The following is a 21830-nucleotide window of genomic DNA, read 5'->3' on the forward strand; positions in this document are numbered from 1 at the left end:
CCACGGGCCGGCACCGCCCGTGACGGTGTCCGGCCCACCGGCTGGCTGGGAGACCTCGTGGAAGGCGCCGGGGCTCACCGGACGCCTCGCGTAACCGGCGCGGTCGGCGATGGCCGGTGGGGTGCCGGGCCTGGCACGCGCGTGGTGCCCTGCCTGGCGGGGTCGGGTGGTGTCGTCATGGTGACGATGCCTCTTCCTCCGGCCAACACCCGGTCATCAGGTCAGTGGCGGGATGCCCTTGGCAATGAGGTTCACGCCGAAGACGAGGAACAGGACCGTCATCACGGCATCGTTGTGCACCGACAGCCAGCCCTTCGCCAAGTCCAGGGACGCCTTCGCGCGATCGCCGCCGGTCAGGTGGAACAGGACGGGGCCGGCGATCGTGAGGCTGCCCACGACCACGAAGACGATCAGCGAGACGACCGCCTCCGTCGTCGAGGGCCCCACCACCGCCAGGGCGGACCCGGCGCCGGCCGCCAGGAGGAGGTTCTTGGGGTTCACCCCCGCCAGCAGCACGCCGAGCCCGAATGCCTTTCCCGGCGTGAACGCGTCGATCCCCGCCATCCACGGCGGCATCCGCGGTTCGCTTCCCGGCGCCGGACGGTTGCGCCAACTACGGCCGGCGAGGAGCAGAAGGAGCACGCCGAACACGATCTGCGCCCAGGAGACCCCGTCGGCAGCCGTGCTGTCGGTCGAGGCGTCACCGGCGTCCGAGACGAGGTAGACGATGCTGCTGACCGCGCCGAGTGCGACCACCCAGCCAGCCAGGAACATCGGCCCGTTCACCTTGGCCCGGTGCGAGAACAGCATCAGGATCACCGCGATGATCGGTACGGGGCTGATCGCCACACCGATCGCGAACGTCAGTACCTCGCCGATCCCCTGAGCCATGGTTCCTTGCCTTCCCGAGCAGTCCGGGCGGGGTCGTTCCCGCCCTCCGCACCGCTGACGTTGGTTCGGCGGCCGGTTGCCCGGCTGATCCGGCGTACTTCACTGCCAAGTGGAGAGGGTTGGGCCCTGCCTCATGGCGCAGGCGTATGCCCGAGCTTTCCCGGACCGCCGTGGCGCTGGCGGACGATTGTTCAGATGCCCGCGTATTCGTGTTCGTTGGTCGGCAGGCCCGCCGCGATCCAGGCCTTGAGTCCGCCGTCGAGGACGGCCACGTCGCCATAGCCCATCGTCTTGAGGGTCAGGGCGGCGAGGGCGGCACGGGCCCCTGAGGCGCACACGACGATGACCCGCCGGCCCGGGTCAAGGGCTTCTTTGTGGCGGGGGCTGGTCGGGTCCGCGAAGAACTCCAGTAGTCCCCGGGGCGCGGGCACGGAGCCGTCGATATGGCCGTGTTGCCACTCCTCGGGCTCACGCACGTCGACGAACACCGCGCTACTGCCGCGCTCGTCCGCGGCCTTCAGCGGCGCCACGAGCCCCACCTGTGCCCGGGCCTCATCGATCATCTGCATCGCAGTCCTGGTCATCTCGCTCTACCTTCTTCACTCTCACGTCCCCGAACCGGGCCGCGCACGAAGCCGCGCGCCCGGTCACGCACCGTGCGCGCGGCCACAACCAGGTCGGGTGGCGACAACAGCCCTGTGCTAGCCGAGTCGGGCGTGGCCGATACCGAGCGATTCCTGGGTTCCGACCTTCGCCAGGGTGACCCGCTCCCATTCCTCTTCGAGCAGCTGCTTGGCGGCTTCCTCGAGGAACTCTGGTGCGGCCCACTCGTGCACGTCGAAGTCGTTCTGGATGTAGCCGTGGCTGAGCATGAAGTCCTTGCCGATGTCGATGGAGGCCATGTTCTGCGGCGAGAGGTTGGGCACCATGTCGATGTTCTTGATGCCGCGGTAGGTGTCCTCGACGTCGAGGTAGAACGTCTGCCGGTTCAGGATCGCGGCGGCGGCGTGCTTGTGGGCGTTGGCCCAGCGCCCGACCTTGATCATGCCCTTCATGAACGCGACCACGAGCTCGGGGTGCTGCTCGGCCATCTCCGTGGTGCAGGTGATCACGGCGGGGATGTTGGCGACCTGCAGCGTCCAGTCCGGGTAACGGGACAGGTCCTCGATGGCCTTGAACTTGCCCGTCGCCTCCTGCAGGTGCTGGAAGGGCTTGCTCTGGGTGTAGATCGCGTCGACCGTGCCGTTCTCCAGCGCCGTCTCCAGCGGGCGGAACGCCAGGTCGTGCTTGTGGTCGCGCTTGAGCCAGAGCTCGGACGGGTTGTCCATCGGGTCCAGCATCTTCGGGTTGTCGTACCAGTCGTCCGGGTACGGGAACTCGACGATCTCCACGTCGTCGCGGGTCATGCCGTTGACCCGCAGCATCAGCTCGATGCCCTGCTCCTCCTGGATGCGCCACCAGTCGTTCTTGATGGTGTTCAGGCTCTTCGTCAGCCCGATCTTCTTCCCCCGAAGCTCCGTCATCCGGTAGATGTCGTCCCGTGCGCGCACCAGCATGCAGCCGCCCTCGCGCGGAGCGTGGGTCGCGCCCAGGAGCCTGGTCCGGCGCAGGTCCGCGTGCACGTGGACGGGCGGGAACAGTCCGCCGAAGCGGATCAGGTTGTCCAGGTTGTGGATGTAGTGCGGGTACCAGTTGTTCTCCCGGCGGGAGCGGAGAAAGGCGTACGACACGCCGATCTTCTTGAACTCCTCCCGGGTCCACCCCAGCTCCTGGTCGACGTTGCTGGCGGACACCAGAGGACAGTTCGTGTAGTACACCTCACTCCAGTCGAGGGGCACCGTGCTGGACTGCTTTCCGGGAGCCTCTTTCGCCGCCATCGCTCTCTCCTGCCGCTCGGGGACCTCTCCCCGCGCTGGAAGGGCAAAGCCGGGACGGCTGCCGACGTCGGGAGATAGGGCTATGCCCAACCCATCACGCCGGAGCAGGCTCCGCGAGCCGATCCCTGCCATGTTGCTGCGTCCGAGTGCGGCCGGCTTGTCGAGTCAGCCCGGGGTGGGTGTGGGCACTGGTCTCGCGCGGGTCCGGCAGCTGTGCTGTCGCGGCAGGGCCAGCCTTCGTAGCTGTGCGCATGGGGAACGCCGGCTGTGGACGGGCTGCTGCAGTGCCAGGTGGGCGCCACGGCATGCTTCCGTTCGCGTTCCGGTTCGGGGCCGACTTCTGTCGTCGGGTCGGGTGGCGTCACCTGCCGGGGTTGCGGCGTGCGATCTCGGCGTTGAGGGCGGTGGCGAAGGCGCACCATGCGGCGTAGGGGAGCAGGGCGGTGGCGGCGGTGCGGTCCGTGCGGGCGGTGCGCCGGATGAGGTCGGCATTGCTGAGGTCGAGCAGGAGGGTGCCGGCCACGCCGGCGGCGGGGCTGTGGCAGCGGAAGAACATCCAGTTCCATGCCGCGTTCAGGCCGAGGTTGACGCCGAGGCCGGCGGTCAGGGCTCGCCGTTCGTGGCCGTGGGCCTTCAGCAGGGCGCGACCGCCGGCCCAGGCGATGGAGGCGTACAACGGCGTCCATACCGCGCCGAATGCCCAGGAGGGCGGTTGCCAGGGCGGCTTGGCCAGTGACCGGTACCAGTCGCTGTCCGCGTCCACCGCCTTCCCGCCCACCACCGCGGTCGCGGTCACCGCCGCCGCGGTCGCCGCGTACACCGGCCACCGGGCGGGTGCCGAGGGCCGTGATCGTTCACTGATGATCCTCATGCGCGTTCGCCTTCCCCGTCTGCCGTCACTCGATCCCGCGCCGCCGGGGGCCTTCGGAATGCCGCCCGGGGCGGGTGAAGGTCTGTGACTCCCGGAGCGCGGTGACGTCGGTGGATGGTTTTTCAACTGCCTTCGTGTTCACCCTTGTTGGGAACGGGCCTCGCTGCTGGATGGTGTGGCCGATGCAGCGGGCGGCCCCCGTGGGTGGGGTTCTACTGGCGGGCCATGTGCATGCGCATCTCGCTGGGGGCGTCGACGATGAGGTCGCCGGAGAGGTCGACGGTGACGCTGTGCAGGGTGCCGGTGAAGCGGAACGGTGCCCGGTAGTCGGGTGTGACGGCCGAGCCGGGGTTCGCTCCGCAGCACATGCCGCCCGGGTTGAACGCGACCGGCGTGGTGTAGGGCATCGCGGTCTCGCCGACCAGGTGTCCGTCGACGTAGAGCTGGGCCAGGCCGGGTGAGCCCTTGCCGGCCGCGATGTCCGGGGTGCCGGTGGGTTCGAACTCGAAGCGCAGCGTGTGCCGTCCCTCGGGCAGCGGCTCGGCGGAGGCCACGTGGTGCAGGGCGCGGCGGACGTAGTTGTGGGCGTAGTGCAGGTAGTTGTCCTTGACGTACAGGGTCCAGCCTCCGGCGTTGGTGCCCTGGCAGAGCAGGACGCCCTCGGCGCCGCCGGGCGGGATCTCGACGTCGGCGGTGACGCTGTGCGGGCGGTTGAGGACCCGCGGGGCGACTGCGGCGGGCAGGACCTGGGTGCCGGGGCGGAAGGTGTGGCTGGTGCGGGCCTGGGTGATCTGCGGGCGTTCGGTCATCATCCGTTCCAGGACGCTGCCGTCGATGGGGAGGACGTTGTACTTGCCGGCCTCGACGTACCACAGGGCGATCATCTCGATCAGTTTGCCGCGGTGCTCCTGGGCGAGGTTGCGGGTCTCGGCGATGTCCTTCTCGACGTGGTACAGCTCCCAGTGGTTCGCGTCGAGGTCGTCGAGGTCGGCCATGGTGATCGGGGTGCCGAACGGGCGCTGGGCCTCGGTGAAGTTGGGACCGGGCCAGGGGCAGACGGCGCGCCAGCCGTCGTGGTCGATCGCCCGGTGGCCGAGCATCTCGTAGTACTGGGTGCGGTGGCGGGTCGGCGCGGCGGGATCGTCGAAGGTGTGGGCGAAGCTGACGCCGTGCAGGGGCGACTGGGTGACGCCGCGGATGGTGGCGGGCGGCTCGATGCCGAGCACGTCGAGGACGGTGGGGACCATGTCGATGATGTGCGCGAACTGGTCGCGGATCTCGCCGCGGGCCCGGATGCCGGCGGGCCAGTGGACCAGGAAGGGGTCGCTGACGCCGCCGCGGTAGGTCTCGCGCTTCCACCGCCGGAAGGGGGTGTTGCCCGCCCAGGTCCAGCCCCACGGGTAGTGGTTGAACGTCTCCGGGCCGCCGATCTCGTCGATCCGCGCCAGGCTCTCCTCCAGCGACTCGGGCGCGTTGTTGAAGAACTGCAGCTCGTTGGTGGTGCCGGTGACCCCGCCCTCGGCGCTCGCGCCGTTGTCGGAGACGACCATGACCAGGGTGTTGTCGAGTTCGCCGGTCTCCTTCAGGAAGTCCAGCAGCCGCCCGATCTGGTGGTCGGTGTGGGACAGGAACCCGGCGAACACCTCCATCATCCGCGCCGCCAGCCTCCGCGCGTCGGGCGTCAGCGACTCCCACGCGGGTACGTCCGGGTCGTGCGGCGACAGCTCGGCGTCCGCGGGCACCACACCGAGTTCCTTCTGCCGGGCGAAGGTGCGCTCGCGGTAGGCGTCCCAGCCGTCGTCGAACCGGCCCCGGTAGCGGTCCGCCCACTCCTTGGGCACGTGGTGCGGGGCGTGCGTCGCGCCGGGGCAGAAGTTCAGGAAGAACGGCTTGTCCGGGGCGACCTGCTTCGCGTCCGCGATGAACGACATCGCCCGCTCGGCCAGGTCCTCGGTCAGGTGGTAGCCCTCCTCCGGCGTCGCCGGCGGCTCGACCTGGTGGTTGTCGTACACCAGGTCCGGATACCACTGGCTGGAGTCCCCGCCCAGGAAGCCGTAGAACCGTTCGAAGCCCCGCCCCAGCGGCCACCGGTCGTACGGCCCCGCTGCGGACTCGTGCTCGGAGGGCACCAGGTGCCATTTGCCGACCATGTACGTGTTGTAGCCGTGCTGGAGCAGCATCTCGGACAGGAACCCGTTCTCGAAGGGGACCTGTCCGTTGTAGCCGGGGTATCCGGTGGCCGCCTCGGTGATCGCCGCCATCGCGTTGGCGTGGTGGTTGCGGCCGGTCACGATGCAGGAGCGCGAGGGCGAGCACAGCGCGGTGGTGTGCATGTTGGTGTACAGCAGCCCAGCCGCCGCCAACGCGTCGAGGTTCGGTGTTTCGATCGGGCTGCCGTAGCAGCCGAACTGTCCGTACCCGGTGTCGTCCAGCACGATGAACAGCACGTTCGGCGCCCCCGGCACTGCCCGCACCGGCTGCGGCCACGCCGGAGCCGACTCGTCCGTCGTCCGCCCGATCATCCCTGGAAAGGGCTGCCCCGGCTTGTACTCACTCCAGGATTCCTGCGACATGCCCGTGCCTCCAATTCGCGGCGAACACCGTTCAGGGCCGGCGCCGCATACCGTTCGGGGTGGGGTTCGGCGCCGTCGCCACGGCGAGGGTGTCGATGGGTGCCGCATCGAGGGCAGTTCCGTCGAACACCGAGGTCCGGGTCCATGTGGCAGACGCTCGGGCCGGGTACCGGCACTCCCCTCCACGCTAGGCCGCGACCATCACCCCCGCTATCCGGCCGAACCCGGCTCCTACGGCGGGGTGCGCAGGGCGAGGACGGCGAGGTCGTCGCGGCCGTCGCCGACCCGGGCGTCGGCCAGGGTCCGGCACAGGTCGTCCAGGGGCAGGTCCGCGTGGGCGGCGGCGATCCGGGCGAGCTCGGCGAGGCCGGCGTCGAGTGGGCGGTGGGGGTGTTCGACCAGCCCGTCGGTGAACAGGATGAGCCGGGCGTCCCCGGGGAGCGGGTGCTTGTGGTCGGGACGGGGCAGGTCGGTGTCCACGCCGAGGGGCAGGCCGGGGTCGGCGTGCAGGTAGCGGTGGGTGCCGTCGGGTGAGAGCAGGAGCGGCGGCGGGTGTCCGGCGGTGCTCCAGTGCAGCGTCCAGCCGTCACCGGCAGGCTCGATGCGCACCAGGCAGGCGGTGGTGATCGGGTTGTCGGTGATCGCGTCCAGGGTGCGGTCGAGCTGGGTGAGGACCGCGCTGGGCGGCGTGCGGCGGTCGTACAGCAGGGCGCGCAGCATGTTGCGGGTCTGGGCCATGGTTGCGGCGGCCTGGAGGTCGTGGCCGCCGACATCGCCGATGACCAGGGCGCACGCGTCGTCGGGGAGCATCAGGGCGTCGTACCAGTCGCCGCCGACGTGATCCGGGGTCGCGGCGGGCCGGTAGACGGCCGCGGTCTCGAACGGGTCGAGGTCCGGAAGCCGGGGCAGCAGGAGACGCTGGAAGTACTCGGCGCCGGCGCGGACCTGCTGGTATAGCCGGGCGTTCTCGATCGCGAGGCCCGCCGCACCGGCGAGCGCCACGACGATGGCCTCGTCGTGGACGTCGAACGGCTGCCCGTCGCGCCGCTCGGACAGGTACAGGTTGCCGTAGACGCGTCCGCGGGAGGTCACGGCGACCCCGAGCAGGGTCCGCATCGGGGGATGCCCGGGTGGGAAGCCGACCGAGTGGGGGTGGTCGCCGATGTCCGCGACACGCAGTGGCTCGGGGTGGTCGATCAGAAGCTTGAGAAGTCCGCGTCCGTGCGGCAGCGCGACGCCGGTCAGGTCCCCCACCTCCCGTTCGGTGAGTCCGACGGGGATGAACTCGTCCAGTTCCTCGCCGTTCGCGCTGAGCACGCCCAGCGCGCCGTAGCGGGCGTCGACCAGGCCCATCGCGGTGGTGATCACCCGCCGGAGCACGACCGGCAGTTCCAGCTCCCGGCCCACCGCCATCACCGCGTCCAGCAGGTCCTGGAACCGGCTCTGGGCGTGCGCGAGGTCCCGCAGACGCCCGACGATCCGGTCGACATCGTCGTCACGGCGCTGGCCGAGGTCGGGAACGTCCGACCGCGAAGAGTCTTCCTGCGGATCCATCGAGCCCGCCTTCGCTCGTGCCGGCTCGGCGCTGCCGTGTACCTGCCGGAGGTCGTCTGTGCCGTGGCCGGCGGGGACACACCCCGGCTCTATGAGCTCGGCCTTGCCTGCAGGATCTCCTTGATGATCTCCACAAGGCTGGCAACCGCGTGCAGGAGGGCCGCGGCTCCGAGGGTGATGGCACCGAAGAGTATCCAGCTCGCGGTCCCGGGCACCGCCTTCGAATCCGCGCCGGCCTCGCCCGTCTTCTCGTAGGACGGCTTGATGCCCCACGTCTCTTTGATGATCTCCACCAGTCCTGCGGCAGCGTGCAGGCCCGCGCCCACCGCCATGGCACCGGCGCCGAGCAGGAGCCACTCACCCCGACTCACTCCGGATGAACCCCTCACACCGGGGGACCTTGACGAGTGCATTTCGAGCATTGGATCGCACCTCCTTCTCCATTGAAGCCCCGTCCTGCCGTGGCGGCTCGTGGGAAATCGCAGATCCGGCGAGTCGTCGGCATCGGCCGAAGGCGGGGATGAGGTCGCGCTCGACCCACGCTTTGTGTCGGGCGAATGAGTTCGGAGCGAGCACCGGCGTTGTTCGTTGCCAGCGCCCCCGCGCAGGCAGTCAGCGAAGATGGTTCGGCTGTTCTCGTAGACACCGTCCATCATTGCGGCCATCGCCCCGGCCGCCTCGCCCCGGCCGCCTCGCCGCGGCTGGCGAACCCGCCCCGGCGGCGGACACGACGCCGGCCCTCCTGCGCAAGATCGACGGTGCACGTCCACGGCGACGCCGGCCAGGCAGGTCAGAGCGCCGACGGCATCGGCGCGGTCGGTCCGGTAGCAGTCGACGACCATGCCCAGGCCAGGGAGCCAGCGACGAAGACTCCGCCGTAGGCGGCCAGGACGCGCCCGTTGGCGTCGTCGTGGAGGGTGGCGACGAAGCCGTAGATGCCCAATGCGACGACGCCGGCGCCGATCCAGGCCCAGCCCTTGTGCTCGCGCATGCCCTGCCAGATGAGCCAGGCGCCGCCGATCTCGAACAGGCCGACGGCGGCCAACAGAGCGACGGAGCGCAGGACGGTCACAGGCAGCGACCCTACCGGCGGGCGGCGGCCAGGGTGATCTGCAGCGGGTCCTCGGTCGCCTTGCAGCCGCATCCGCCCTGCCCGCAGGCGGCGGAGCCGCAGCCGCGGGCGGCCCGGCGCCGATCCAGCCACCACATGGCGCCGGCACCCACGGCCAGGGCGAGCGCGATGGCGGGCAGCCAGCCGACCACCGCCCCGGCGCCCGCGCCGACGACGCCGACGGCGATCAGAGCGGGCAGAAGGCAGCACGCCGCGCACGCCGCGGCCGCCAGCGCGCCCAGGGCCTTCACAGCGCGGGCCGTGGGCCGGTCAACAGCAGGGTCCGGCATGGCGCAACTCCTCGGCGAGGTCGGTGAACGGGATGGGGCAGCACGTGCTGGTGGCACACAGGGTCAGGTCATCGCAGCCGGCGTCGACTGCGGCCGTGAGGGCTTCGCGGATCGTGGACAGGTCGGCGATCTTCGAGTCGACCTCGGCGAGCTTGACCCGCGCACGTTCCTGCAGGCCGGGGACGGGGCGGCCGTGGCGGTGGCGGCCGGTCTCCAGCAGCTCAGCGACCTCCTCCAGGGAGAAGCCCAAGCGCTGGGCGGCCTTGATGACCCGCAGGGCGGTCACCGCGTCCTCGCCGTAGAGACGGTGACCGCCCGGCGAGCGGTCCGGCTCGGCGAGCAGGCCGCGCCGCTCGTAGTAGCGCAAGGTCTGGATGTTCACCCCAGCCGCCTCGGCGACCTGGCCGGAGCGCAGGCCCTTGGCGTTCACTGTCCACCGCTCTCGGCGGCGGAGCCGGCTCGCTCCTGCGGGGCGTTCAGCACGTTCTCGTGAACCGGGTCTACCTCGGCTTCGAGCTGCACCTCATCGCCGCCCAGGGCCTGGGTGACGCTGAAGGTGAAGAACGAGCAGCAGCCGCTCTCGCGGTCCGCCAGGTCGCGTACCCGCTCCTCGACGCCCTCGCCGCTGGCCAGCACCACATGCAGCCGCAGCCGCAGCCGGCTCGGGCTCCTACCGGGAACGGTGCGGCAAGCGAACCGTGGCCGTGTGGCACTCCCCACCGACAGTCGGCGCCCGGCACGTCACACGATCGCCCGCGCGGCTTCGCGCGGCGCAACCGGGTGGTGCGGGTACAGGCTGGACGATGGAGGCACGCCGAAACAGCCCGGTGACCGGGCTGGCTTGGGGCCGGCCGGCCCGGCATCGGGACCGGTCGGATCCACGGCACCGCACGGGCACGATACGGAGACTGGTCATGACCCGCGGACGGGGGCGTTTCGAGGAGGCGCGATGACGGTCCTGGTCGGCTATGCGAGCGCGCACGGCTCCACCCGGGAGATCGCCGAGCGCATCGGCGCTCGGCTGGCCGAGTCCGGCTGCCGTGCCGATGTCCGGCCGCTCGACGACGGGACGGCCGTGGACGGCTACACCGCCTTCGTGCTGGGCAGCGCGGTCCACAACCGACGGTGGCTGCCGGAGGCGGCAGCCTTCCTGCGACGCCACTGTGACACGCTCGTGCACGGTCGGGTCTGGGCCTTCAGCGTCGGTATGCCCGCCGCGCTGCGGGGGCCGTGGCGCAGGTTCGCCCGGCGCGAGGAGGCGATCGTCCTCGACGCGCTCGCGCCGCTGCCCGGCCTGAGCGGACACTGCCTCTTCTCCGGTGTCGTCACCCGCGAACAACTCGGCCGGGTGGGCACACTCGCACTCCGCCTCCTGGGCGGCCACACCGGGGACTACCGCGACTGGGACGCCATCGACGCCTGGGCCACCGAGATCGCCGAGACGCTCCTCGCCGCCGGAAAGGCCCCGGGGCGCTGACCTCGGGCCCGGGGAGCCGCTGCGACACCACCGCACCAATGCCCGGTCGCTGACCGTCCATGGACCTCCCGCCTATGTGCTCCTGGCATCGGGCAGCCGGTACTGAAGCCGAGCCAGCGCCGAAAGCGCGTGGACGTCACTCAGCCCTCGCACCGCACGCAGGGCAGGGCCAGTCGCAGCGCTTCGGCCGGCCATGTCCGGCTCGCCGGGACGCGCGGACTTGACAGCACCGGTTTGTGCGCCGGGCCTCGCCGGCTCCTGCCGCCCCCGTACGATGGCGGAAAGTGCTGGCTCTTCGACTGTGCGAGTGTCGACTGTCATCAACGCCCGTTCCTATGGCGGGCCCGGTTTTCGGAGAAGGAGTGTGGGGTGCGTGGCTGCGACAGCTGACCACCTCAAGGCGCTCCTCACCGCGCATGCCGAAGGTGACGAGGACCTCTTCTACAGCGTCGCTCTCCAGGTCGCCGCGAAGTCCGCCCGCCAGGGGCACGGCAAGCTCGCCGTCGAGATCCGCGAGCTCATCGACGCCGCCCGTGCCCAGAAGATCCCCCGCACCGGTCCCACCCCCGTCGTGCAACCCAGGGGCGAGCTGGCCAGCCTGCTCACCGCCGGCTACTCCGATGTCCGCCTCGACGACATGACCCTCGCCGAGGACCTCCGCGCCTGCCTCGACAAGGTCCTCCACGAGCAGCGCCAGCGCGCCCGCCTCGAACGGTTCGGCTTCACACCCGTCCACCGGATCCTGCTGTCCGGGCCGCCGGGCACCGGCAAGAGCATGACCGCCGCCGCCCTGGCCAAGGAACTCTCACTCCCGCTGTTCACCATCCGCCTCGACGGACTGATCAGCCGCTTCATGGGCGAAACCGCCTCCAAACTCCGCCTGATCTTCGAAGCAGCAGCCGAAACCAGGGCCGTCTACCTCTTCGACGAATTCGACGCACTCGGCGCCGAACGCACCGCCGGCAACGACGTCGGCGAAGCCCGCCGCATCCTCAACTCCTTCCTCCTCTTCCTCGACGAAGCCCCCTCCGAAAGCCTCGTCGTCGCCGCCACCAACCACCGCCAACTCCTCGACCGCGCCCTCTTCCGCCGCTTCGACCTCGTCGTCCGCTACGCGCCCCCCTCCCCGGACCAGGCGATCGAGGTTTTGCAGCGAAGGCTCACCGGTATGAACACCGCAGCAGTACGGTGGTCCGACCTGACCGGCAAGGTCGACCAGCTAAGCCACGCCGAGCTGGTCAAAGCCGCGGAGTCGGCAGCCAAACGCGCCATCCTCGGAGGGGACGACATGATCGACGAACGCCTACTCATCGACGCCCTGGACGAGCGGCACGCGCTGCGCCATGCCTGACCCGGCCCTGCCGAGGTTCACCCCGCACCTGCTCGTCCCGTGGAGCGCCGCCACCCTGGTGCCGAAGAAGCAGACCGCGCGTGGCGGCGGGGACGACCTGGTCGACAGGTCCGCAGACCGGCAGGGCCACGTCACACGCCTGCTCGAAGGACTGCGCCAGGCCCAGCACGAAGCTGTCGAGGACCGGCGGGAGAGCCCCGCAGAGAACCGGCCCGACGGGTTCGCCATCCGCGTCGAAGCGGCGGAGGGCCACGGCCTGAACCTGGGCGCCCTCGACAGCTCCGGCCTGACCCTGCTGAGCGCCCACCCGGCGACGCCTGGCCACCCGCAGGACGCGGTGGTCTGGATTCCGGACGGACTGGTGCCGACCTTCGCCGACAAGATCAGCCAGTTCACCCAGGACACCAGGGACCACAACCCGAAGCAGGCCGCGACCGTCGCCAACATGCAGCGAATCCAGCGCGCGCTGCTCGAACACTTCTGGCAGGAGGAGGCACCGCTCCCGGAGCTACAAGCGCCCCGATGGTGGGAACTGTGGTTCGACCCCTCCATCACCGAAGGGGACCAGATCCAGGGTCTGCGCCGCACCGCCGCCGAGCTCGGCTGGCGGGTCGCCCCCCGGTCGATCACCCTCGGGGACTACCACGTCGCCCAAGTTGAGGCCCCGGGCGACCAGCTGAGGCTCCTGCTGACCACCAACTGCCCCGCCGAGATCAGACGGCCCAATTTCGCCGAAGAAATCCACACGACCCAGCGCGCCCTGCAGATGCCGCTCGTGGCCGACCTCGCCACCCGTCTCGAGCAGGCACCGCCCGGATCACCCACCGTGTGCATCCTGGACACCGGAATCCGCCAGGAACACGTTCTGCTGAAGGACGCGCTCGCCGGGCGAGCGCAGAGCGCCTTCCCCACGGAAGGCCCGGAGGACCGCAACGGGCACGGCACCTGGATGGCCGGCCTGGCGCTCTACGGTGACCTCGACGCCGCACTGGCGACCAACGATCCCGTGCGCCTCACCCACGGCATCGAAGCGGTCAAGCTCCTGCCGGCGAAGACCCCCGGCACTCCCCGCACCTTCGGCGAGGTCACGGCCGACGCGGTAGCCGTCGCTGAGACCGGATCCGTCGAGCAGCCCCGTGCCCGGGTGTTCTCGATGGCCGTCACCAAGCACTCCGTCCGCCCGGAGAACGGCACCGACGGAACGGCGACCCTCTGGTCGGCCACCGTCGACGCGCTCGCGGCCGGCACGTCCGTCACCGTCCGCGACGATCGCATCGAACTGCACGGCGCCCCCGACCCGGCAGCCTCCCGGCTGATCGTCGTCTCGGTCGGCAACATCCGCGACCGCCTGCCCCACGAGATGCGAGCCGCCGACGGCAGCCCCACGCACCTCGACCTGTGCGACACCTCCCGCATCGAGGACCCCGCACAGGCCTGGAACATTCTCGCCGTCGGGGCCCACACCAACCTCACCGACGTTCCCGACCACCCCGACTTCAAGGGCTACCGCGCCCTCGCGTCGGCCGGTGAACTCTCGCCCTTCAGCCGTACCTCCGTGGCGATGGGCGAGTCCACCCCCATCAAGCCGGACATCGTCCTCGAAGGCGGCAACCTCCTCGTCGACGACGCCAACACCCAGTGGCACGAGCACGACATCGTCGGCCTCACCACCACCGGCATCCACATCGACCGCCCCCTCACCACGGCGAATGCCACCAGCGCAGCCACCGCCCAGGCCGCCCGCCTGGCAGCGATGGCCCACGCCGCCTACCCAGCCCTTGGCCCCGAAGCGATCCGCGGCCTGCTGGTCCACGAGGCCCGCTGGACCACGCCCATGCTCCAGGGCGTCTACACCAGGACCGGCCGGCCCAAAATGGGGCCGGGTGACTTCGCGAGAAAGGTACTGCGCCGCTACGGCTGGGGCGTACCGACCGAGGAGCGGGTCCTGTCGAGCGCGGCGAACGCCGTCACCCTCATGATTCAGGGCTCGCTCATCCCGTACCGCCGCTACCCGGGGGGTGTCCGCCTGGGTGAGCTCAAGCTCCACGAGCTTCCCTGGCCCCGTGAGCAGCTGGACGACCTGGGCGGCACGGACGTCGAGCTGCGGGTCACCCTGTCGTACTTCGTCGAACCCAACCCCGGCCGGCGCGGTGTCAGGGGCCAGCGCACCTACCCCTCCCACCGGCTCAGGTTCGCCATGAAGGGCTCCCTCGAGTCCCAGGCCGCCTTCGAGCGCCGCATCGCGGAGACCGCGGAGGCGGGGGACGACGGAATCACCAAGGTCAAGAAGTTCGACAGCGACGACGCCTGGGTCGTCGGCCCGACCAACCGCAAACGCGGCTCACTCCACTCCGACGTCTGGAGGGGCGACGCGACAGCACTGGCCGGCAGCGGCATGCTCGCCGTCTACCCCGCCGGCGGCTGGTGGAAGGACCACGACCGCTCCGACCGGGTCGGCCTTCCCGTCTCCTACGCCCTCCTGGTGTCGCTGGCGACACCAGCAGTCGAGACCGACCTCTACACGCCCACGGCCGTAAAGCTCGACGTGCCGATCCCTGCCGACCTCGCCGCCCGAGTCGAGACGTCCTCGGGAGTGCCGGTACAGCTTCCCATCAGCTGGTAGGTGACATCGGGCAGGCAACGGCCACCTCAAGCATCGCGACATCGGAGGCAGCAGTAGGTGCGGAGGGGCAGGAGAGGGAGTTGGCGAACTACGGTGATCCTCCGCGGTTCGACATCCGGATGGTCCCCCTGCTCGGTATGGAGCGACCGAGCAGCAGGTCCGTGATCGTCGCGGACAGCAAGATCCTGCGCGAAGCCGTGGACGTGATCGGCCAACAATTCCAGCGGGAGACGACCAGCGACATCGCCCCGTTCAGTGCTGAACGCGGCGAAGCGGAGGGCGTGCTGTTCGTCTCCCGTCGCTTCCACGCCACGTTCCCGATCGCCGCAGGCGCTGCCGGCTTCGCGATCGAGGACGGCGTGTGGTGGATGGACTGGATCCGGATCCACCCCTACGAGCGAGGGAGAGGGCTCATGGACGCCATCTGGATCGACCTGGAGAACCGATACGGACAATTCCACATCGACGGCCCCTACTCCAGGGCAATGTTGGCCTTCCTCCGGCGCCGCAACATCCCCACCGAGCGGCTCAACCGTCCGCTGGAGTAGAGGACGGAGCAACCCAGCCAGGTGACCAGTTCAGCCGCCGGCCTGTTGGCGCCCGGCGAGCGTGGTGGTGAGTTCGACCGTGGCCAGGTACCACCAGAAGATCCAGTCGAGGAACGCCGGGTCGTAGTCCTCCTGCTGGGAGGCGTCGCGGTGACGGATCTCGAACTTGTTTGCGATCATGAACAACGCGCCGTCATCCGGCTTTCCAAGCTCGGCGCGGATCAGGTCGCGCCGCTCCTCAAGGATTCCCGCCAGGGCAATGATCGCTGAGCGCTTCTCCTCGATGGCTGCGCTGCGGGCGCGATACAGGGCGACAGCGTGCGCGGTGCGCTGCTTGATGTCGGGGTCGGTGACAGCCAGGGCCCGGTGGACAAGGTCGCCCCGGGCATCGTCAGTCACGGCAACCAGGCGTCCCTGATCCTCTCCCTCATCGGCAAGCCGGTAGTGGATACCGGCGCCCGCGAGCAGCCGGTTCACCCGCCACCGGTACAACACCCGGGCCGGGCCGGCGTGGAACTCCCGGTGGTGCCAACCGCACCGGTCCCAGTCATGGAAGTAGCGGTCGCGCGGACGCGACAGCAGATCATGGAAGACCTCCACCAGGCCGAAGAAGACGTCCTCGTCCCACCGCTGCGGCTTGAGAGGCCACAGCTGCGCGATGCCCAGGCGAAGCTCCAGCACCTCGGCAGCGTCCGGCAACTCCTCGTCGACGTCGACACACTCCTCCCCGAAGTGCTCGACGAGGTAGCCGTTGCCGTGCATCTCCATGACCAGCCGGGCGAACCCGAGGCGCACCGAATCCGGCTGCGCCGGCGCCGCGGGGGTGACCCGCCCCTGGCGGTGAGGCCAGTAGGGGCGGGGCTCCGTGAAGTGCCGGATCTCCTTCGCCCGGTCGACCAACTCGCGAAACCACGTCCGCTGCGTCAGTGCCGGAGCCTGCACCCACGCAGGCAGGTCGGGCTGGCCCCAGGGGTCGTCCTTGGGGGCCGCGGCGGGCAGGTTCTCGAAGTCCGAGCAGGCACTCGATCCCTGGAACGCCTCGGTGAGCAGCCATTCGGCCCTGGAGGTCCAGTCCCGCCGACCTGACGCCGCGACGTGGTTGGCCTCGGCGATGAAGAGATCGGCAGGCCAGAGCAGCTCGTAGTTGCTGAGATCTATCACTGGGGGTCCTTCCACGCCTGCCGGCCAGGAGAGTTGGCCAGCAGGCCGACCGGTCAGGCGCGACGCTGACCACCGTAACGGGAGGATACCTGCGACCCCGGACAGGCCATCCGAATTTGGGCAGACCCTCGGCTCCACCCAAGTCGCCCTGCCGGCAAGGGCCTAAGCGGCGAAACGACCGGATGCGTCGACGACAGCCGAGGCATTCTCACGGTGGGCGTCGGCTTGGTCGAGCGCTTTCGCGAGGGCGCGTACGGCTTGATCGGCGGAGTCCTTGAAAAGGTGGCCGTAGAGGTTGATGGTGGTGGCGAGGGTGGAGTGCCGCAGCGTCTTGGACACGATGGCGAGGGGAATGTCTTCGGCGATCATGATGCTGGCGGCGGTGTGCCTGAGGTCGTGCGTGCGCCGTGAGGCGCTGTGGTTCGAGTGGAGGTGAGAGACCTTCGCCGCTGATCCTGTCGCAGCAGGGCGGTGGAGCTGAGGGCAGCCTGATCCGGGTGACGCCGGGGAGGGTGGGAGCAGCCCTGACAAAGCCGGGACGGGCCGGTACTGCCAGACGGTTCGGGTTCGGCGAGCGGGACGGAGAGGAGTACGCGAGGAACCGGCGTGTGACACCCCCTTTATGCCAAGACCGGGAAGTTAGGGCCCGTTGGCGGTGGTCAAACCGAGTGCTTGTTTGTTGACGAGGCAACGGAGCTCCTGTCACAACTGTGAGTGTCGAAGTCGCAGTTGGGGAGCTCCGTTGCTGGTTCAGTCTGTCATGCGTGGAATCGGTCCGAGTCGCTTGGGGGTGTTTGGTCCGGGGCATCTGGGCGAGCTGACCGGGTGGGTTCCGGGTGCTCTGGTGGATGAGGTTCTGGCGGCGACGGGCCGAGTGGAGAAGCGGGTCCGGTTGCTTCCCGCGCGGGTGGTGGTCTACTTCGTCCTGGCCATGGTGCTGTTCATGGACTGCGGGTATGGCGGGGTGTGGGCGTCGCTGGTCGCCGGGCTTCCACGGTCTGGTCTGTCGGATCCCTCGTCGGCGGCGTTGCGTCATGCGCGTCGGCGTTTGGGAGCGGCACCGCTGGCGATGCTGTTCGACCGGTTGCGCGGGCCGGTGGCGAGCGCCGGAACGGTGGGTGCGTTCTGGCGGGGACTGCGGGTGGTGGCCTGGGACGGTACATCGCTGGAGGTCGCCGGCAGTGCGGCGAACGTGGCGCGCTTCGGTCTGCACGGCAGCGGCTGCAGTCGCCCGGCCAGCTATCCGCAGGTGCGTTTGACCGCGCTGGTCGAATGCGGAACCCGGGCGTTGATCGCGGTGGTGTTCGGACCGCGTGACCAGCAGGAACGAGTCCAGGCACACGCTCTGCTGTCGGCACTGGAACGGGGCATGCTCTTGTTGGCCGACCGTGGTTACGACGGCTTCGAGTTGATCCGTGATGCTGCTGCCACCGGTGCTGACCTGTTGTGGAGGATGCACACGCGTCGGAATCTCCCCGTTCTGCATGCGCTCGCCGACGGGTCCCATCTGTCGGTGATCACCGACACCCGATCGATGGCGCGCTTGACCGCATGGCTGAACAGGGCCAGCCGGACGGTCCCGCCCCAGGTCACCGGGGTGGCTGTCCGGGTGATCAGCTTCTCTGTGACCGTGACCACTGCGAGCGGCGAACGCAGCACTACCGACGTCCGCCTGATCACCACTCTGCTCGATCCCGATCGCTATCCGGCCACCGAACTGGCGGCCCTCTACCACGAGCGATGGGAGGCCGAGACAGCCTACTTCGGCCTGAAGGTCACCCTGCGCGGCGCCGACCGTGTCCTGCGTTCGCACTGGGATGATGGGGTTGACCAGGAGATATACGCCCTGCTGATCGTCTTTCAGATCACCCGCATGGCGATGACCCAGGCCGCGACGGCAGCGGGGATCGACCCCGACCGGCTGTCCTTCACCATCGCACTGCGAACCGCCCGACTCCGCGTGATCACCGCAGCAGGAGCCCTCGGCGCCCCGGTGCCGCAGGTGCCGTTTGCCGACGTGCTGGTCCTCGCAAGAAATCTCGGCCCCCGGCGCCGCCGGTCACGGATCAGCCCGCGGTGCGTGAAACGCACCCTCTCGCCCTACGCCTACAACAAGGTCGCAGGCAGCGTCGGAGGAAAGAAACCAGTAGAAATCACCATCGCCATCGCCCCCAGTTGACCACCGCCAACGGGCCCTAACTTCCCGGTCTTGCCCTTTATGCGGCACCGGCTCGAACCTGGTGGATCTGGGCCGGGGGCGGCGCGCACCCGTCGATGGTTGGCGGGGAACTCCCGAGGTGGTGGGCACGAGCTGCCAGGGAGGCTGCGAGGAAGGTCTGCGGCGTACTCGCAGCGATGCCGCAGGGGCATAGTCGGGCTCCTACTTCGTTGAGCGAACCACAGTGAACACGGGAACCGTCCCGGGTCTTGCCCTTCTGCCTCGCTGCCGGCGGGAGTGGGCCTGGGCGCGTCGACCGCCGATCGGTCCGGGGCGGGGCGGAGCCGCCGTAGTACTCCGAGCCGGGGAGAGCCCGGCACATGGGGAAGGGCGGCAGCGGTTTCGGGAAGGGGAGGAGGCTGCAATGCCGAAAGACGCGCCGCCGAACGGCGGTGCCCCGGACCACGTCCCTTCGGGAGCATGGTCTCGGGTATCGGAGATGCAGGCCAAGCTTCATCGTTGGGCGGTGGCCGATCCCGGCCGCCGGTTCGATGACTTGTTCAACTTCGTGCATGACTCGGCGACGCTGATCGTGGCGTTCGACCGGGTCGCGGGGAACCAGGGTGCGCGCACTGCTCGCGTGGACGGTCTCACGGTCGCCGACGTCGCGGAACTGGTGGGCGTGCCCGGGTTCCTGGACGACCTGCGGGCCGCCATGAAGGACGGCTCGTTCCGGCCGCTGCCGGTGCGGGAGCGCAAGATCCCGAAACCGGGCGGGTCGGGGAAGGTTCGCGCGCTCGGGATTCCGACGGTTGCGGACCGGGTCGTCCAGGCGGCGCTGAAACTGGTGCTGGAGCCCATCTTCGAGGCGGAGTTCTTGCCGTGCTCGTACGGGTTCCGGCCCAAGCGGCGTGCGCAGGACGCGATCGCCGAGATCCACCACTTCGGCTCCCGCGGCTACCGCTGGGTGCTGGATGCGGATATCGAGGCGTGCTTCGACTCGATCGACCACGCGGCCCTGATGGACCGGGTGCGTCGCCGCGTGAAGGACAAACGCGTCCTGGCGCTGGTCAAGGCGTTCCTGAAAGCCGGGATCCTCACGGAACTCGGCGATCACCGGGAGACGTTGACCGGGACGCCGCAGGGCGGCATCTTGTCTCCGCTGCTGGCCAACATTGCTCTGACGGTGCTCGACGAGCACGTGATGGGGCCGTGGAAGCCGGGCGGGGCGATGTCGACCCCCGGCAAGCGCGAGTACCGGCGCTCCAAGGGGCGGCCGACGTGGCGGCTGGTCCGCTACGCGGACGACTTCGTCGTCTTGGTGCACGGTGAGCGCGAGCACGTCGAGGCGCTGCGCGAAGACGTCGCCGTCGCGCTGGCCCCGCTCGGGTTGCGGCGTCACCGGCCAAGACCCAAGTGGTGCACATGAGCGACGGGTTCGACTTCCTCGGCTTCCGCATCCGGTGGAAGCGCAAGAGGGGGACGAACAAGTGGTACGTCTACACCTTCATCGCGCACCGGCCCGTCCGGACGCTGAAGGCGAAGATCCGTGCCCTGACGCACAAGACATCGCAGCAGGACTTCGCGTCGGTTCTGACCAGGCTCGGTCAGATCATGCGCGGATGGGCCAACTACTTCAAGTACGCCGTGGCCAAACACACCTTCAGCAAACTGGACGACTTCACCTGGTGGAGACTGGTCCACATGCTGCGGGCGCGCCACGGCTGGAACTGGAGTCAGGTCCGACGCCATCTGGCCGCCTCCGGGCGGTGGAAGATCGCGGCGGACGGGGTCGAGTACTTCCGGATCGAGGGTGTGACGGTCTCCCGCTACACCTACCGGGGCAACAAGATCCCGACCCCATGGCCACCTGCGAACCCCGCCTGACGGCAGGAACCGTGGAGAGCCCGTTGCCGAGAGATCGTGCGCCGTTTCACTCGGCGCTGGATCGCCCCCGCAGGGGGCCTAGGTTCGGAAGGAGATGACCTTGGGGTCGCCCGCCTCACCTGGACGCGAAAGCGCGAGGGGACAGCAGCATGGCGGGAAAGCGCGGAGCGTTGAGAAGGCGTCAAAGACGCTGCCGCGCGAGGCCCGCGTGATACGGCGAAAGCCATACTGCCTGAAGCCCAGTCACCAGCGGTGGAATTGGCACACTCTGCGACACGACGTCTTAGGTCGCAGCCGTCGGCATCGGACGAGTCCGAGTTTCCTCGTCTCAACCCTTCCGGCCGGCGGGCGGCGGACAGCGAGTTCGCTCAAGGGGACGGAAAGGCCGCCTAAGTCACGCTCGATACGTCCAGCGCAAGGGGAATGCGGGATGGCCTAAGGGGCGAGAGCCCTATGGCTACGGAGGGGCCGTAGTAGTCGTCGGAGTAACGCCCGACCGGGGAGGACGGGAAAGCCGTCTACACGGGCGAAGGGCCCCATGTCAACGGCCATTGAGATGCCCAGGTGGGTGGCCGTTGGGTGTCCAGGCTGGTGGCCATCAGAAACCCAGGTGTGTGGCCAGTGGTGTTCCTGGGGGTGGGGGTCAGTTCAAGGGGACCACTCCCTTGCCGGCGAGGGCTTCGGCGAGGCGGTGTGAGTCGCCGGTGGTGGTCACGAGGTGGGCGTGGTGCATGAGGCGGTCGGTGCTCGCGCCGGCGAGGGTCTTCGGCATGATCGTGTCGAAGCCTGAGGGGTGGATGTTGCTGGTCACCGCGATGGACCGGCGTTCGTAGGCGGCGTCGATGATTCGGTAGAACGCCTCGGCGGCGTCTTCCCCGACGGGCAGCAGGCCGATGTCGTCGATGACGATGAGGTCCGCGCGGCAGATCCGGGCGACGGTCCGTGCGGTGGACCCGTCGACCTTTGACTTCCCGATCGCGGCGCTCAGCGTCTCCAGGGTGAACCAGGACACCCGCAGGTCCTTCTCGATCGCGGCCTGGGCCAGGCCCTCGGTGAAGTGGCTTTTGCCCGTCCCCGACGGGCCGGCGACCACCAGGTTCTCGGCGCGGCCGATCCACTCCAGGGTGATCAGGGAGTTCTGGGTGGGTTCGGGGATGGTGGAGTCCTCGGCCCGCCAGGAGCCCAGGGTCTTGCCGGTGGGGAAGTTCGCCGAATGCCGCCGCAGCCGTCGGGTGGCCGCGTCGCGGCCGGTGACCTCCTCGGCTATCAGCAGCCTCAACACCTCGGCGGGGTCCCAGCGTTGCGCGCGGGCGGTGGCCAGCACGTCGGGTGCGGCCTTGCGCATATAGGGCAGGCGCATCCGGCGCATCAGCCTGTCCAGCTCCTCGGGCAGGGCCGGGGCCTGGGGAAACGTCACGGTCGTATATTCCTTCGATGGTCGGGGTGGGCGCCGATAGG

Annotated in this window: 20 protein-coding genes and 1 pseudogene; 7 read left to right on the forward strand and 14 right to left on the reverse strand. The window is 69.5% G+C overall.

Annotated features, from left to right (window positions below; translation table 11 throughout):
* Window positions 1-216: 216 nt before the first annotated feature.
* From OG715_RS31125 to OG715_RS31175, 11 genes and pseudogenes are all read right to left on the reverse strand, one after another.
* Entirely contained in the window at window positions 217-891 is a 675-nt protein-coding gene (locus OG715_RS31125; protein WP_266273976.1) for a GAP family protein, read from the reverse strand.
* A 191-nt stretch (window positions 892-1082) separates the two neighbouring features.
* Complete coding sequence (locus tag OG715_RS31130; protein WP_266273975.1) at window positions 1083-1475, reverse strand: rhodanese-like domain-containing protein; 393 nt, start codon at window positions 1473-1475, stop codon at window positions 1083-1085.
* Between the two features lie 117 nt (window positions 1476-1592).
* Entirely contained in the window at window positions 1593-2684 is a 1092-nt protein-coding gene (locus tag OG715_RS31135; protein WP_266273974.1) for an ABC transporter substrate-binding protein, read from the reverse strand.
* Between the two features lie 445 nt (window positions 2685-3129).
* Window positions 3130-3639 carry a TspO/MBR family protein gene (locus OG715_RS31140; RefSeq protein WP_266273973.1) on the reverse strand — a complete coding sequence of 170 codons (510 nt, stop codon included), beginning with the start codon at window positions 3637-3639 and terminating at the stop codon, window positions 3130-3132.
* 212 nt (window positions 3640-3851) lie between these two features.
* Window positions 3852-6212: an arylsulfatase gene (locus OG715_RS31145; RefSeq protein WP_266273972.1), complete on the reverse strand. Its 2361-nt coding sequence runs from the start codon at window positions 6210-6212 to the stop codon at window positions 3852-3854.
* 231 nt (window positions 6213-6443) lie between these two features.
* On the reverse strand, window positions 6444-7766 hold the full coding sequence (locus tag OG715_RS31150; protein ID WP_266273971.1) for a PP2C family protein-serine/threonine phosphatase: 1323 nt from the start codon (window positions 7764-7766) through the stop codon (window positions 6444-6446).
* Between the two features lie 89 nt (window positions 7767-7855).
* Window positions 7856-8188 (reverse strand): hypothetical protein, encoded by a 333-nt coding sequence (locus OG715_RS31155; RefSeq protein ID WP_266274762.1) that lies wholly within the window; start codon window positions 8186-8188, stop codon window positions 7856-7858.
* A 345-nt stretch (window positions 8189-8533) separates the two neighbouring features.
* Window positions 8534-8838: pseudogene (locus OG715_RS31160) on the reverse strand (YnfA family protein); the annotation flags it as partial.
* An 11-nt stretch (window positions 8839-8849) separates the two neighbouring features.
* Window positions 8850-9167 (reverse strand): hypothetical protein, encoded by a 318-nt coding sequence (locus OG715_RS31165; protein ID WP_266273970.1) that lies wholly within the window; start codon window positions 9165-9167, stop codon window positions 8850-8852.
* A complete protein-coding gene (locus tag OG715_RS31170) occupies window positions 9148-9597 on the reverse strand; it encodes a MerR family transcriptional regulator (RefSeq protein WP_266273969.1) in 450 nt (149 codons plus the stop codon). The genes OG715_RS31165 and OG715_RS31170 overlap by 20 nt, the downstream gene beginning before the upstream one ends.
* The gene (locus OG715_RS31175) at window positions 9594-9803 is read right to left on the reverse strand and encodes a hypothetical protein (RefSeq protein ID WP_327064172.1); all 210 of its coding nucleotides are present in this window, start codon (window positions 9801-9803) and stop codon (window positions 9594-9596) included. The genes OG715_RS31170 and OG715_RS31175 overlap by 4 nt, the downstream gene beginning before the upstream one ends.
* Before the next feature lie 313 nt (window positions 9804-10116).
* Here OG715_RS31175 and OG715_RS31180 point away from each other — a divergent pair, with 313 nt between their 5' ends.
* From OG715_RS31180 to OG715_RS31195, 4 genes are all read left to right on the forward strand, one after another.
* On the forward strand, window positions 10117-10644 hold the full coding sequence (locus tag OG715_RS31180; RefSeq protein WP_266273967.1) for a flavodoxin domain-containing protein: 528 nt from the start codon (window positions 10117-10119) through the stop codon (window positions 10642-10644).
* A 373-nt stretch (window positions 10645-11017) separates the two neighbouring features.
* The gene (locus tag OG715_RS31185) at window positions 11018-11995 is read left to right on the forward strand and encodes an AAA family ATPase (protein WP_327064173.1); all 978 of its coding nucleotides are present in this window, start codon (window positions 11018-11020) and stop codon (window positions 11993-11995) included.
* On the forward strand, window positions 11988-14618 hold the full coding sequence (locus OG715_RS31190) for a S8 family peptidase (protein WP_266273965.1): 2631 nt from the start codon (window positions 11988-11990) through the stop codon (window positions 14616-14618). Before OG715_RS31185 ends, OG715_RS31190 begins: the two co-directional genes overlap by 8 nt.
* Before the next feature lie 161 nt (window positions 14619-14779).
* A complete protein-coding gene (locus tag OG715_RS31195; RefSeq protein WP_266273964.1) occupies window positions 14780-15166 on the forward strand; it encodes a hypothetical protein in 387 nt (128 codons plus the stop codon).
* 30 nt (window positions 15167-15196) lie between these two features.
* Here OG715_RS31195 and OG715_RS31200 read toward each other — a convergent pair whose 3' ends face one another.
* Entirely contained in the window at window positions 15197-16327 is a 1131-nt protein-coding gene (locus OG715_RS31200; protein ID WP_266273963.1) for a hypothetical protein, read from the reverse strand.
* A 162-nt stretch (window positions 16328-16489) separates the two neighbouring features.
* Entirely contained in the window at window positions 16490-16942 is a 453-nt protein-coding gene (locus tag OG715_RS31205) for a tyrosine-type recombinase/integrase (protein ID WP_266273962.1), read from the reverse strand.
* A gap of 145 nt (window positions 16943-17087) precedes the next feature.
* Here OG715_RS31205 and OG715_RS31210 point away from each other — a divergent pair, with 145 nt between their 5' ends.
* The 3 genes from OG715_RS31210 to OG715_RS31220 all read left to right on the forward strand — a co-directional run bounded on the left by OG715_RS31210 (window position 17088) and on the right by OG715_RS31220 (window position 20372).
* Entirely contained in the window at window positions 17088-18506 is a 1419-nt protein-coding gene (locus OG715_RS31210; RefSeq protein WP_266274643.1) for an IS4 family transposase, read from the forward strand.
* A 478-nt stretch (window positions 18507-18984) separates the two neighbouring features.
* The gene (locus tag OG715_RS31215) at window positions 18985-19914 is read left to right on the forward strand and encodes a reverse transcriptase domain-containing protein (RefSeq protein WP_323182226.1); all 930 of its coding nucleotides are present in this window, start codon (window positions 18985-18987) and stop codon (window positions 19912-19914) included.
* On the forward strand, window positions 19911-20372 hold the full coding sequence (locus OG715_RS31220) for a group II intron maturase-specific domain-containing protein (RefSeq protein ID WP_323182225.1): 462 nt from the start codon (window positions 19911-19913) through the stop codon (window positions 20370-20372). The genes OG715_RS31215 and OG715_RS31220 overlap by 4 nt, the downstream gene beginning before the upstream one ends.
* Before the next feature lie 643 nt (window positions 20373-21015).
* Here OG715_RS31220 and istB read toward each other — a convergent pair.
* Entirely contained in the window at window positions 21016-21741 is a 726-nt protein-coding gene (gene istB / locus OG715_RS31225; RefSeq protein WP_353962759.1) for an IS21-like element helper ATPase IstB, read from the reverse strand.
* Window positions 21742-21830 lie beyond the last annotated feature (89 nt).

The sequence above is a fragment of the Kitasatospora purpeofusca genome (genome assembly GCF_036010405.1).
Classification (GTDB): domain Bacteria; phylum Actinomycetota; class Actinomycetes; order Streptomycetales; family Streptomycetaceae; genus Kitasatospora; species Kitasatospora purpeofusca.